General features: G+C 66.9%; 10 protein-coding genes and 1 tRNA gene. 8 read left to right on the forward strand and 3 right to left on the reverse strand.

Annotation, left to right across the window (positions count from 1 at the left end):
- Positions 1-14: 14 nt before the first annotated feature.
- Entirely contained in the window at positions 15-1,526 is a 1,512-nt protein-coding gene (locus tag GV027_RS12390) for a globin-coupled sensor protein (RefSeq protein WP_159512891.1), read from the reverse strand.
- 238 nt (positions 1,527-1,764) lie between these two features.
- Positions 1,765-1,839, reverse strand: a tRNA-Gly gene (locus tag GV027_RS12395).
- A gap of 163 nt (positions 1,840-2,002) precedes the next feature.
- Between GV027_RS12395 and GV027_RS12400 the strand changes: the two genes are divergently transcribed.
- The 7 genes from GV027_RS12400 (at position 2,003) to GV027_RS12430 (ending at position 10,066) form a co-directional block, all read left to right on the forward strand.
- Positions 2,003-2,800, forward strand: coding sequence for an ImuA family protein (locus GV027_RS12400; protein ID WP_159512060.1), 798 nt, complete (start codon positions 2,003-2,005; stop codon positions 2,798-2,800).
- Positions 2,769-4,274, forward strand: coding sequence for a Y-family DNA polymerase (locus GV027_RS12405; protein WP_236559338.1), 1,506 nt, complete (start codon positions 2,769-2,771; stop codon positions 4,272-4,274). Before GV027_RS12400 ends, GV027_RS12405 begins: the two co-directional genes overlap by 32 nt.
- A gap of 7 nt (positions 4,275-4,281) precedes the next feature.
- Positions 4,282-7,665 (forward strand): error-prone DNA polymerase, encoded by a 3,384-nt coding sequence (locus GV027_RS12410; RefSeq protein ID WP_159512061.1) that lies wholly within the window; start codon positions 4,282-4,284, stop codon positions 7,663-7,665.
- Between the two features lie 88 nt (positions 7,666-7,753).
- A complete protein-coding gene (locus tag GV027_RS12415; protein WP_159512893.1) occupies positions 7,754-8,650 on the forward strand; it encodes a tetratricopeptide repeat protein in 897 nt (298 codons plus the stop codon).
- Positions 8,647-9,249, forward strand: coding sequence for an LON peptidase substrate-binding domain-containing protein (locus tag GV027_RS12420; RefSeq protein ID WP_031395355.1), 603 nt, complete (start codon positions 8,647-8,649; stop codon positions 9,247-9,249). Before GV027_RS12415 ends, GV027_RS12420 begins: the two co-directional genes overlap by 4 nt.
- The gene (locus tag GV027_RS12425; RefSeq protein ID WP_159512062.1) at positions 9,246-9,434 is read left to right on the forward strand and encodes a Trm112 family protein; all 189 of its coding nucleotides are present in this window, start codon (positions 9,246-9,248) and stop codon (positions 9,432-9,434) included. Before GV027_RS12420 ends, GV027_RS12425 begins: the two co-directional genes overlap by 4 nt.
- Positions 9,434-10,066, forward strand: coding sequence for a DUF2238 domain-containing protein (locus tag GV027_RS12430; RefSeq protein ID WP_159512063.1), 633 nt, complete (start codon positions 9,434-9,436; stop codon positions 10,064-10,066). Before GV027_RS12425 ends, GV027_RS12430 begins: the two co-directional genes overlap by 1 nt.
- On the opposite strand, the gene GV027_RS12435 is transcribed toward GV027_RS12430, so the two are convergent.
- Positions 10,048-11,262, reverse strand: a complete 1,215-nt coding sequence (locus GV027_RS12435; RefSeq protein WP_159512064.1) for a UbiH/UbiF/VisC/COQ6 family ubiquinone biosynthesis hydroxylase — start codon at positions 11,260-11,262, stop codon at positions 10,048-10,050. The genes GV027_RS12430 and GV027_RS12435 overlap by 19 nt on opposite strands.
- Before the next feature lie 143 nt (positions 11,263-11,405).
- On the opposite strand from GV027_RS12435, the gene GV027_RS12440 reads away from it, so the two are divergent.
- Positions 11,406-13,721: a DNA translocase FtsK gene (locus GV027_RS12440; protein WP_056406624.1), complete on the forward strand. Its 2,316-nt coding sequence runs from the start codon at positions 11,406-11,408 to the stop codon at positions 13,719-13,721.
- The last annotated feature ends 196 nt before the right edge of the window (positions 13,722-13,917 follow it).

The following is a 13,917-nucleotide window of genomic DNA, read 5'->3' on the forward strand; positions in this document are numbered from 1 at the left end:
GACTTGTCAGGGCGTCAGAAGGAGTTCCAGTCGTCCTCGTGGCGAACCATCGCCGGGATTGCGGCTGGCGGCAGCGGCTTGACCGGCGACGTATAGCTTTCGGGCTGGCCATAATCCTGTTTCGGAGATGCGACCGGCGGTCTGGCAACGCGGGAATCGCCGGTGCGGAACCGTCGGGCCTGGTCGGCCAGCGTGCCCACCTCGGCGGCTAGGTTGCGCGCCGCCGCCGACGTTTCCTCCACCATCGCGGCATTTTGCTGCGTCGTCTGGTCCATCGTCCCGATCGTCGCGGAAATCTCGGTGATCGCGACCGACTGCGCCTGATTGTCCCGCGCCATGGTGGCGAGCAGGGCGTGAACCTGAGCCACGTCGTCCGATATCGCCGCGAGCGCGCCATCGACCTTCGTCACCGCATCGACCGCGGTGACGATGTCGGTCTGCGTCACCGTCAGCTGGTCGCGCGCGCGCTTGGCCTCTTCCTCCGCACGCATCGCGAGCGCGGATACCAGATCGGCCACGACCGCGAATCCGCGACCCGCATCGCCGGCCCTTCCCGCCTCGACCGCGGCGTTCATCGCCAGCACGCGCGTCTGGAAGGCGATCTTGTCCAGCCCCTCGATCACGCTGTCGATACCCTTGGCGCTGTCCGATACACGGCCCATCGCCTGAACCGCCAGATCCGCCACCGTGCGACCGCCCCCGACCGTCGCGATCGCCTGATCGGCGCGTTCGACGGTCTGGCCGGCCGCGGTCACGGAAGCACGAAGCCGGCCATCCATCTGAGTTACCGACGCGGCGGTCTCCTCGAGCGACGCGGCATTGCTCTCGGTCCGGCGGGCGAGATCCTCCGACGCCTGCGCGATCTCGTTCGATCCGGTACGGATCGCGGTGGCGCTTTCGGACACCGCGCCGATCAGCGTCCGCAACTGGTTGAGCGCGTCGTTATAGCTGTCCTCGAGCGGCGCGAAGCTGGCCGGGAGCCCCGTCAGCGTCGTCGACAGATCCCCGGCGGCAAGCGCATTGAGCGCCTTGCCCATGGTCGTGATCGCCGCGTTGCGTTCAACCTGGGCTTCCTCGAAATACACCGACAGCGACAATTCCATGTCGAGCAGCGCCGCCTTGACGATCGCGATGCTGGCATCGGTCGCGCTCGGCGTGCGGAGCCCCTTCACCAGCCGCCGCCAGGGACTGTAGTGGCGGCCGATCCCCTCAAGCAGATTTTCGAGGACGAGCGCATAGGCGCCGACATACCATCGCGGCTCGAGCCCGATCCGCGCGTGAACGGTCCCGATCCGCCGTACGCTGTCATAGAAGCTCGCGTCGAACTGGCCTCGCGCGATGTTCATCCAGTGCTTGGCCTGAGCCGACTTGGCCGAAGTCATGTGGCCGGCATCGCGAAAGAAGGGCGAGGTTTCGGGCTGATTGCGGACCCGGTCGTAGAATTTGTCGAGCGCGCCGCCTATCAGGGATTCGATCAAGGGCCGGACGGCGGCGACGGTCGCCTGCTGATCGGCTCCCATTTCCATGAATGCGAGACGCGACGAAACTTGGTCAACGGACACGGACGGCTCCGAATATAGCGGTAGATGACCAATTTATAGCAACGCGGCGCCGCTATCGGTCAGGTCCGCCTCAACAAATCGTCACCGTCGGGCATACATAGATCAAGCATGCCGTACGCACGGCGTGACAGCATCTGATGGTCTGATGTGGAGACTTGGAATAACCCTATCGGCAGAAGTCGCTGCCGTTCGAGGCAGCGACTGGAGCGGGCGAAGGGATTCGAACCCTCGACCCCAACCTTGGCAAGGTTGTGCTCTACCCCTGAGCTACGCCCGCTCTGGCGCCTGTGCCGCCGGTCAGTAACGACACGGTGGCGGGGTGAGGCGCGCTATTAGCCCGGGGTTTCGGATCCGGCAAGCGCCTTCTTTGCAAAATTTGCAGCGATCATCGCGAAGAATGTCCTTGGCGACTCCCCCAATAGAACATTACAAGAACAATTGTGAACGACTCGACCGCCCTGATCGCCCGCCTCAAGCGGATCGCGACGACCGGCCTGCCATCGCAGCGCGATGGCCGGGCGGTCGAGGCCTGGATGACCGAGGGGATGGCCAAGGCGCAGCTGCACGAGATCTTCGCGTCGGTCGACGATTCGGCAAGCGCCGCGGGTTTCGCGGTCGCCACGACTCTGGCCGCACGAGCGGTGCCGCTATTGTGGCTGCGCACCGAGGCGAGCGAGCGCCAGGGCGGGCAACTCCACGCAAACGGTCTGGTGGAAATGGGGCTCGACGTCTCGTCGCTGGTGCTCGCGCTGGTCGATGACGAGGCCAGCCTGTTGCGCACCGCCGCGGATGCCGCACGTTGCCAGGGGCTGGGAACGCTGGTCATCGAATCCTGGGGTCGGGCGGCGAGCATCGACCTGACGGCGACGCGTCGGCTGATGCTGGCCGCCGAAACCTCGGGCGTGACCATCCTCAGCCTCAGGATCGACGCGGCCCCCGTGCCCAGCGCCGCCGCGACGCGATGGCAGGTGACATCGTGCCGGTCGCAACCGCTGGACGCGGACGCCCCGGGCAAGCCGGCCTTCGATATCGAATTGCTGCGTCGACGCGGAGGCCAGGCCGGCCTGCGCTGGCGCGTGGAGTGGAATCGTGACGCGTATGACTTCGAACAAGCCCTCCCCCAACCCGACATCGAAACCGGCATCGATACCGCGCCGCTATCTGGCGCTGGTATTCCCATGGTTGCCGATCGAGCGGCTGCGGACGATGCGTCCCCATCTGTTCGTCGGACGGGCTGAGGCACCGATCGCGTTCGTCGAGACGGTTGCGGGCGGGGTACGGCTCAAGTCGCTCGATCGCGAAGCCGTCCGCGCGGGACTCGAACCCGGACTGACGCTCGCCGATGCTCGGGCGCGCGTACCCGGACTCGAAACCTATCAGCATGATCCGCATGCCGATCACGAATGGCTCGAACGGCTGGCGGACGGATGTCAGCGCTATACCCCGTCGGTCGCGCTCGACGCCCCGGACGGGCTGATCCTCGACATCGCTGGCTGTGTCCATGAATTCGAGGGTGAACGCCGGCTTGCCGCCGATCTCGAGGAACGGCTGGCCCGCCGCGGCTTGCTGGTGCGACATGCCTTTGGCGACACGCCGGATACCGCGCGGGCGCTTGCGCGGTTCGCGGGGGCGCCTGCCCCCGACGAACGCCGCGCGGTGAAGCGCCTGCCGGTCGCAGCACTCGGCCTCGACGACGATGCGACGACCGCCTTGTCGCGCGCCGGGTTGAAGACGGTGGGCGACGTGATGGCACGCCCGCTCAGCGTGATCGCGGCGCGATTCGGCGAAGACGCCGCGATGATGATCCGCAGACTCGACGGATCGGTGAAAGGCCCGATCGTGCCGCGGCAGACGATCGCACGGATCGGCGTCGAACGCCGCTTTGCCGAGCCGATCGCGCGGACCGACTATGCGCTCGAGATCCTGTCTGAGCTTGCGACCGAGGCCGGGATCCAGCTCGCCGAACGCCATGAGGGTGGCAGGCGCTGGGAGGCGAGGCTGTTTCGCGCCGATGGGCTTGTCCAGCGGTTGCGGATCGAGACGGGCCAGCCGACGCGCGACGTCGCCGTGCTGATGCGGCTGTTCCGCGAACGGATCGACAGTCTCGCCGACCCGCTCGACCCCGGCTTCGGCTATGACCTGATCCGCCTCGACATCGCGCTCGCCGAAAGACTGGATGCGACTCAGCTGAAACTGGAGGGCGGGCAGAAGGGAGACGGCCAGGACCGGGATGGCCAGAACCGGAACGTGGCGCAGCTCGTCGACCAGCTCGGCACGCGGCTCGGTCGGGCACGGGTAAGGCGGTTCGCGGCGCGTGACAGCCATATTCCCGAACAGGCCGAACTGATGCTGCCGGCGGCGGACGCCGCCGCGGTCAGTGCACGCCCGGCGCCGTGGGCCGCCCCTGAATCGGGCGAACCGCCGCTGCGCCCGATCTATATGTTCGATCCCCCGCACCCGATCGAATCGATGATGGCCGAGGTCCCGGACGGTCCGCCGCACCGGTTCCGCTGGCGCCGCACCGTCCACGACGTCGCGCACAGCGAAGGCCCCGAACGCATCGCAGGCGAATGGTGGCGGCGTCAGGACATTCCGACGCGCGATTACTACCGGGTCGAGGATCGCCGCGGCCGCCGCTTCTGGATCTTCCGTCACGGCCTGTATTCCGAGGTCGAGACCCCGCGCTGGTATCTCCACGGCGTCTTCGCATGACCGCGCCGTGACCGCCTTTGCCGATTCCGCCTTTGCCGAACTCGTCGCGGCGACCAATTTCTCGTTCCTCGACGGCGCGAGCGATGCCGGAACCATGGTCGGTCGCGCGGTCGAGCTGGGCCTTGGCGGCGTCGGCATCGCCGACCGCAACACCGTCGCCGGCGTGGTCCGCGCGCACCAGGCGTTGAAGAAGGCCAAAGACGGACTGCTGGGGATGATGCTGCCGCCGATCGACTTCCGGCTGATCGTCGGGGCGCGGCTGGTGTTCGAGGACGGGACCCCCGACATCGTCGCCTATCCCTCGACCCGGCGCGGCTGGGGGCGACTTACTCGCTTGCTCACCGTCGGCAACCGTCGCGCCGAAAAAGGCGGCTGCATCTTAGGGCTCGGCGATCTGATCGCGCATCATGCCGACATGATGCTCGTGGTGATGCCCGAGAGCAGCTCGCGTGGCGCAACGGCCGTCTCGCCGCTGCCCGACGGTGACATGCTGCCCGAACGCCGCGACCGCGACCTGTCGAGTGTCCTCCACGCGGTGAAGCGGCTGGGGGCGGAGTGTGTCTGGCTCGGCGTAACGATGCCGCGCGGCGGACGCGATCGGCGGCGGCTGGCACGGCTGGCGGGTCTCGCCGACGCCGCGGGCATACCCGTGCTCGCGACCACCGACGCGCTCTATGCCTATCCCGACGACCGCGACCTGCACGACATCGTCACCTGCATCCGCGAGGGCACCAGCATCCACAAGGCCGGTCGCCTGCTCGCCGCCAATGGCGAACGCCATCTGAAGGACACATACGAGATGGCGCGGCTGTTCCGCGATCGTCCCGATGCGGTCGGGCAAAGCGCCCGCCTGATGGCGCGGATCGCGTTCTCGCTCGACGACCTGCGCTACGAATATCCGCACGAGCCTGTCCCGCCGGGATGGGAGGCGCAGGACTGGCTGGAGCATCTCGTCTGGCAGACCGCGCTCGAACGCTATGACGACCGCGTACCCGACAGGATGCTGGCGCTGCTCCACGAGGAGTTCACGCTGATCCGCGAGAAGAACTACGCCTATTACTTCCTGACCGTCTCCGACATCGTCCGGTTTGCGCGCAGCTGCGACCCGCCGATCCTGTGTCAGGGGCGCGGCTCGGCGGCCAATTCGGTGGTCTGCTATCTGCTCGGCGTCACCTCGGTCGATCCGATGAAATACGACCTGCTCTTCTCGCGCTTCGTGTCCAGCGAACGCGACGAGCCCCCCGATATCGACGTCGATTTCGAGCATGAACGGCGCGAGGAGGTGATGCAGTATATTTATCGTCGCTATGGCCGCGACCGCGCGGCGATCGCCGCGACGGTCATCCATTATCGCCCCAAGAGCACGGTGCGCGAGGTCGGCAAGGCGCTGGGCCTGACCGAAGACGTGACGCAAAAACTGACGAGCACCGTCTGGGGCAGTTTTTCGAGCCGGTTCGACGAACGCCGCTTCACCGAAACCGGGTTCGATCCCGACAATCCGGAGATCGCGCGGCTTCGCGAGATGGTCGACCGGCTGCTCGAATTTCCGCGGCATCTGTCGCAGCATGTCGGCGGGTTCGTGCTGACGCAGGGACGGCTCGACGAAATGGTGCCGATCCACAACGGTGCGATGGCGGACCGCACCTTCATCGAATGGGACAAGGACGATATCGACGCGCTGGGGCTGATGAAGGTCGATATCCTCGCGCTCGGCATGCTGACCTGCATCCGCAAGAGCTTCGACCTGATGCGCGAGCATGGCCACGGCGATCACCTGCTCGACACGATTGCCGTCGCCGAGGACGACCGTGTCTATGACATGCTGTGCAGGGGCGACAGCATCGGCGTGTTCCAGGTCGAAAGCCGCGCGCAGATCAACATGCTGCCGCGGCTGCGTCCGCGCAAACTCTATGATCTGGTCGTACAGGTCGCGATCGTCCGCCCCGGACCGATCGAGGGCGACATGGTCCATCCCTATCTCCGCCGCCGCAGCGGCAAGGAGAAGGTCGACTTCCCCTCGCCCCACCCGCGTTTCGGTCCGCCCGACGAACTTCAGCAACTGCTGCGCTTCACCTATGGCGTGCCGCTGTTCCAGGAACAGGCGATGAAGCTGGCGATCGTCGCGGCCGGGTTCACGCCGAGCGAGGCGAACCAGTTGCGCAAGTCGATGGCGACGTTCCGCAAGGTCGGCGGCATGGATAATTTCCAGGCCAAGCTGATCAGTGGCATGGTCCGCCGTGGCTATGAGGCGGAGTTTGCCGAACGCTGTTTCAAACAGATTGAGGGGTTCGGATCCTACGGCTTTCCCGAAAGCCATGCGCTGTCCTTCGCGCGGCTGGTCTATGTCTCGTCGTGGATCAAATGCTTCCACCCCGCCGTATTCGCCTGCGCGCTGCTCAATTCGCAGCCCATGGGGTTCTATGCCCCGGCACAGCTGGTGCGCGACGCGGTCGAACACGGGGTGACCGTGCTGCCCGTCGATGTGAATGCGAGCCTGTGGGACAATGGCCTCGAAGCTGGCACCACCGCCGGGCAGGAGGCGTTGCGCCTCGGCTTTCGGCAGGTCGACGGGTTCCGCGCGGAATGGGCGCACAATCTCGTCGCGGCGCGCACGCTCGCGCGCTTCACCGGGATCGAGGATCTTGCCCGCCGCGCCGACCTGCCGCAGCGCGCGATGAACCTGCTCGCCGATGCGGATGCGTTCCGCTCGCTCGCCAAGGACCGTCGCGAGGCGCTGTGGGACGTCCGCCGCACCCCGCCCAAACAGCTCGCGCTGTTCGCCGCCGCCGACGTACCCGAGCTGGGCGTCGAACCCGATGCACAGCTTCCCGCGATGCCCCTGTCCGAACAGGTCGCCGCCGATTACCAGACGACCGGCCTGTCGCTGAAGGCGCATCCGATGGCGTTCCTGCGCGATCGCTTCGCCGCCGAGGGGATCCTGTCGAGCGCCCAGGCCTGTGCCACCAGGGACGGCCGGCGCGCCAGAGTTGCAGGCATCGTCCTCGTCCGCCAGCGCCCGGGCAAGGGCAATGCGATTTTCGTGACGATCGAGGACGAGACCGGCGTCACCAACGGGCTGATCTGGGCGCGCGATTTTGAGGCGAACCGCCGCGCGGTGATGGCCTCGCGGCTGATGGTTCTCGAAGGGGTGATCCAGCGCAGCGAGGAAGGTGTCACGCATCTGATCGCATCGCGCGTCCAGGATCGCAGCGCGATGCTCCGGTTCCTGTCCGAGGACCATGCACTCGATGCGCCATTGTGCCGCGCAGATGAAGTGGTCCGATCCGTCCCGACGCGCAGTCCGGATTCACGGACGTCGCTGTCGCAACCCTCGCGCGCGCAGCATCCCCGCGACGTGCGTGTCCTGCCCAAGTCGCGCGACTTCCATTGAGAGTGTCGGTAAGATGGTGGCAATCACCGCGCCGCCGCCCCAGATAGCGCAGAGTTCAATACGGGAGTGTATGTTGGCCACGCTTGGAATGTCGCCTGCCGAGAAGGACGCCGTCGAGGCGTTCCGTCGCGATGTCGTCGAACCGTCGATGACGAAACTCGTGATCATCGACTTCTGGGCGGAATGGTGCGGGCCGTGCAAGGCGCTCGGTCCGACGCTGGAAAAGGTCGCCGCCGATTATGCGGACAAGGGCGTCGTGCTGGCGAAGGTCGACACCGACAAGAACCAGTTCATTGCCGCGCAATTTCAGATCAAGTCGATCCCGACCGTCTATGCGATGTACCAGGGGCAGCTGGTCGCCGACATGACCAGCGCGCGCACCGATTCACAGCTGCGCGTGATCCTCGATCAGTTGCTCAAGCAGCTGCCGATCGAAGCGGAGGCCAATACCGACGCCCCCGACATCGAACCGCTTATCGCGATGGGCGAGGAGGTCCTTGCCGAGGGTGATGGGGAGCGTGCGCTGGGGATCTTCCGCCAGATCGCCGACATGGCGCCCGAGCACCCCGCGGTCCATGCCGGCTTCGTCCGCGCGCTCGTCCTGACCGGGCAGCTCGATGAGGCGGCCGACTGGCTTGCGAACCTGGACCCCGCGATCTCCAAGGATCCGGCGATCCACCGCGCGCAGGCCGCGCTGGCGCTGGCCCAGTCTGCCCCCCCGGTCGCCGACCTGTCACCGCTGATCGCCGCGGTCGAGGCAGCACCAGACGACCTGGCCGCACGCTTCGCACTCGCCAACGGCCAGATGGCGGCGAACGACCGCGATGCCGCCGCGGACAGCTTCCTCGCCATCATCGCTGCGGATCGCGACTGGAACGAGAGCGCCGCGCGGACGCAGCTGCTGAAATTGTTCGAGGTGGTGGGCCTTGAGGATCCCTGGGTCTCTGGACAGCGGCGGCGCCTGTCTGCGATCCTGTTCGGATGACGACCCGGCTCTCCATCTTCCCCCTGCCCGGCGCGCTGCTGTTCCCGGGCATGCAGTTGCCGCTGCACCTGTTCGAGCCGCGCTATCGGGCGATGATCAGCGATGCGATGGCGCGCGACCGGCGGATCGGCATGATCCAGCCGCGCGGTGATGATGGAGAGCTCTACGCACTGGGCTGCGTCGGCAAGATCGCCGAGGTCGAGGCGCTCGAGGACGGCCGGTACAATGTCGTGCTGGAGGGCGTCGCGATGTTTCGCATCGTCCGCGAACTCGATGTCACCACGCCCTTCCGCCAGGTCGAGGCAGAACTGCTGCCAGTGATCGAGGACGACACGCTGTCGCTCGGCCGGCGCTCGTCGCTCGAACTCGAATCGCGTCGCTTTGCCGACGTGCAGGGCTATGCGGTCGACTGGGACGCGGTCGCGCGGCTCGACGATGAGAGCTTGGTCAACGGCATCGCGCAGATCGCCCCGTTCGATTCGGCCGCCAAGCAGGCGCTGCTCGAGGCCCCCGACATCGAAACGCGCGCCGAGCTGATCATCCAGCTGATGCAGTTTTTCGGGCGACACGACGGCGACGAACAGGTGACGCTGCAATGAGCGGGCTCGATCCCTGGCTGCTCGAACGCCTCGTCTGTCCGGTGTCGCGCACCCCCCTGCGCTACGACGAGGCCGCGCAGGAGCTGATCTCCGATGCCGCCGGGCTCGCCTATCCGGTGCGCGACGGCGTGCCGGTGATGCTTGTCGAAGAGGCGCGGCCAATCGATGGTGTCGCAACCGCCTGATGTCGAAACCCGACCGCCGCCTCGTCATTCTGGGGGTGGCCTGGAGCATCGGGCTCGCGGCATCGGGATGGTCGCCCTTCGACCGCGCCACCTGGTGGATGGAGGTAGCGCCCGTCCTGATTGCCTTTCCGATCCTGGTGGCGCTGCGTCACCGGTTCGCCTTCACCCCTCTGGCGCTGGTCCTGATCGCGTTTCACGGCTTCGTGCTGATGCTGGGTGGCGCCTATAGCTATGCCCGCGTCCCGGTCGGTTTCATGGTGCAGGATTGGCTGCATCTGGCGCGCAATCCCTATGACCGGTTCGGTCACCTGATCCAGGGGTTCGTCCCCGCGATCGTGCTGCGCGAGCTGTTGATCCGGGGTCGGCATATCGCGTCGCCACGGCTGCTGACCATCACCGTCCTCGCCTATTGCCTCGCCATCAGCGCGCTGTACGAACTGATCGAATTCGGTGCGGCGGTTTCGCTCGGCGAGGGCGCAGACGCGTTTCTCGGTACGCAGGGCGACCCCTGGGATACGCAGTGGGACATGCTGATGTGCCTGGTCGGCGCCGCGCTTGCCGTCATGCTGCTGTCCCGCCCGCACGATCGCCAGATCGCGCGGACGGGTGATGGTCAGATCGTCAGGCCCTGAAGCAGCTTGGGCAGGTCGCCGCTCTCGCCGCGCGCCTCTGCCATGAAGCGATCCTTGAGCGGCGGTAGTGCGTTGACCGCGCTGATGCCGAAGCGGCGCACCGCGCTCGCGGTCTTGCCGGGCATGCCGAACAGCCGGGTCAACGTGTCGGTCGCGGCCGCGGTCATGAACGTGTCGAGCCCGCGCCAGCGCTGGTAACGCGCGAGAAGCGCCGCGTCGCCGAGGTCGAGGCCGAGGCGTTTGCCCTCGACCAGCACCTCGGCGAGCGTCGCCACGTCGCGAAAGCCGAGATTGAGCCCCTGTCCGGCGATCGGGTGGATGCCGTGCGCTGCATCGCCGACCAGCGCGAGCCGCGTGTCGGTGATCCGCGCGGCATGCTGAAAGCCGAGCGGATAGGAGGAGCGCGGCGTCAGCATCGACAGCTCGCCGAGAAAGCCGCCCATGCGCTTGGTCGCTTCGGCGAGGAAGGCGCGGTCACCCATCTTGAGCATGCCCGCGGCGTTTTTCGTGTCGACCGTCCACACGATCGCCGAGCGATGCCCCTCCGCATCGTCGGGCAACGGCAGCAGCGCGAACGGGCCGCTGGCGTAGAAGATCTCGTAAGCGACATCCTCATGCGAGCGTTCGTGATGAAAGGCGGCGATGATCGCGGTGTGATCATAGGACCAGTGCGCCATCGTGATCCCGGCGGCCTCGCGCGTCGGCGACTTGCGCCCCTCGGCGACGACGACCAGCGGCGCGCGGACCACCGCGCCCGAATCAAGCGTCGCGGTCACCCCCGCAGCGCTGCGGTCGAGATCGGTCGCGCGCGTCATCATCCGCAGGTCGACATGCGCCGCCGCGCTCGCGGCATCGAACAGCGTGTGACGGAGCAGCTTGTTCTCGTACATCGTGCCCAGCGCGCCGTCGTCCGCGGCGGGGACGAAATCGAGCTTGCCCGGTTCCAGCCCGTCGCTGACGCGGATCTGGCGGATCGCGCAGCCCTGCCCCGCCAACGTCGCGCCGACGCCGATCGCATCGAGCATCCGGTGGCTCGCGCTCGCGACGGCCGAGGCGCGGCCATCGAAGCCCGCCGCCAGCGTGACCGCGGGGTCCGCCGGATCGATCACGATCGTCGAGATGCCGTGCACGTCGAGCGCCACGGCGAGCGTCGCACCGACCAGCCCGCCACCGAGGATGAGTACATCTGTGTCCATGGTGCCGCTCTATCCCGCCCGCCCGCCGCTGCCAACGCAGATCCGGGGTCGCTTTAACCCGTGTTGTCGCGTGCTCGCCTTGACGTCGGACCCGCCCGGCGCGATGAAAAGTCGGATTTTCGCACATTGAAGGATTTGAGGTCATGGCCAGCCGCGCGCAGCCAGCCTTATGGCGTGAGACGGTAAAGGCGGGAGCGGTGCGCAGCGGCGCGCTGATTGCCGCGATCGCGCTGTTCGTCGCGACGTTGCTGATGGCACTGGCTTTGGCCAGCTATCATGCCAGCGATCCGGCGCTGAACACCGCGTCGGGCGGCTATCCCGCCAACCTGATCGGCCCGCCGGGCGCGTGGTTCGCCGATATCGCGCTGTCGCTGTTCGGCCCCGCCGTCGCGCTGCTGCTGCCGGTCGGGCCGATCCTCGCGATGCGGCTGTGGCGCGACCTGCCGGTCGGACGCTGGGCACGGATGCTGCGCGGTGCGGCGCTCGGCGTCGCGCTGATGGCCAGCGCGCTCGCCTTCGTGTCCGACGCGTCGGTGCTCGCACTTCCTGCAGGCTGGGGTGGCATCATCGGCCTGTCGGTCGCCAATGCCGTGCATTGGGGTCTTGGATTCCTGGGTCAGCCGGTCGCCGAACTCTGGTCGGCGCGCGCCGTCGGCCTTGTCGCCGCGATCGCCGGCGCGATCGTCTGGGGCAAGAGCATCGAGATCGATCTGGGTGAGCGCAAGTGGCGCTTCCGGCGCAACCGGATCCCGGCGCTCGGCTATGATGACGGGGCCGACGGCTATGTCGGTGGGCCTGACGACGAGGACGAGCCGCTGACGCTGACGCGCAAGCCCGTCGAGCCGCGCGCGATCGCCGAACCCGATCCACGCCCCGCGCCCGTCATCGCCGACCGCCAGAACGCGCCGTCGCAGGCGAAACCCAAGGAACGCCAGCTCGACCTGCGCGACAATTACACGCTGCCGAGCGTCGACCTGCTGACGCCGTCGCCGCCGAGCCAGGGCAATGTCGTCGACAAGGCCGGGCTCGAACGCAACGCGCGGCTGCTGGAGAATGTGCTCGATGATTTCCACGTCAAGGGATCGATCATCGAGGTGCGGCCGGGCCCGGTCGTGACGATGTACGAGCTCGAGCCCGCACCCGGCATCAAGGCGAGCCGCGTGATCGCGCTGGCCGACGACATCGCGCGCAACATGTCGGCGATCTCCGCGCGCGTCGCGGTGATCCCGGGGCGCAATGTGATCGGTATCGAACTGCCCAATGCGCGGCGCGAGGCGGTGTCGCTCCACGAGCTCGTCGGCAGCCAGACGTTCGAGGATCAGGCCGCGCAGCTGCCGATCATCCTGGGCAAGAACATCGCGGGCGATTCGGTGATCGCCGACCTCGCGCCGATGCCGCATCTGCTCGTCGCCGGGACGACGGGCTCGGGCAAGTCGGTCGGGCTCAACAGCATGATCCTGTCGCTGCTGTACAAGCTGACGCCGAACCAGTGCCGGATGATCATGATCGATCCGAAGATGCTCGAACTGAGCATGTACGACGATATCCCGCATCTGCTGTCGCCGGTCGTGACCGATCCCGCCAAGGCGGTGCGCGCGCTGAAATGGGCGGTCGAGACGATGGAGGATCGCTATCGCCAGATGTCCTCCGTCGGCGTGCGCAGCCTCGCCGGCTTCAACGACAAGGTACGCGGTGCCAAGGCCAAGGGGCAACCCCTGGGTCGGAAGGTGCAGACCGGCTATCATCCCGACACCGGCGCGCCGATGTACGAGGAGGAGAAGCTCGAATATGACGTGCTGCCGCAGATCGTGGTGATCGTCGACGAGCTCGCCGACCTGATGATGACCGCGGGCAAGGAGGTCGAATTCCTCATCCAGCGATTGGCGCAGAAGGCACGCGCGGCGGGTATCCACCTGATCATGGCGACTCAGCGGCCGTCGGTCGACGTCATCACCGGCGTCATCAAAGCCAATCTGCCGACGCGAATCAGCTTCCACGTCACGTCGAAGATCGATTCGCGCACCATTCTCGGCGAACAGGGTGCCGAACAGCTGCTCGGCAAGGGCGACATGCTCTACATGCCCGGCGGCAAGGGTATCGTCCGCGTCCACGGTCCGTTCGTCAGCGACGACGAGGTCCGGCTGGTGGCGGATCACTGGCGGTCGCAGGGCCTGCCCGATTACATCTCGTCGGTAACCGAGGAGCCCGAGGACGGCTTCACGCTCGAAGGCTCGCCGACCGGCGAGGATTCGGCGGAGGATCAGCAATATCGCAACGCCATCCAGCTGGTCTGCGAATCGCAAAAGGCGTCGACTTCGTGGCTGCAGCGGCAGTTGCGGATCGGCTACAACTCGGCCGCGCGATTGATCGAGCGGATGGAAAAGGACGGCATCGTCGGCCGGCCCGATCATGTCGGACGCCGCGAGGTCCTGCGCGATACCGAAGGGCATGCGATCTGAGGGGTTGAGGGGGGCGTCCACCACACCCTGCCCGTCATCCCAGCGAGGTCTGGGATCCAGAGCCACGCAGTCCGGCGCTCGTCATCCTGGATCCTGGGTCGAGCCCAGGATGACGGAGGCTCTGGCGGCAATGACCGATCCTCACGCATCCCAGTTCACAACCCGTTCAAGCCGGGCCCGGCATTGCCCGGCGTCC

This window comes from Sphingomonas sp. T1, assembly GCF_902506585.1.
Lineage (GTDB): Bacteria > Pseudomonadota > Alphaproteobacteria > Sphingomonadales > Sphingomonadaceae > Sphingomonas > Sphingomonas aerolata.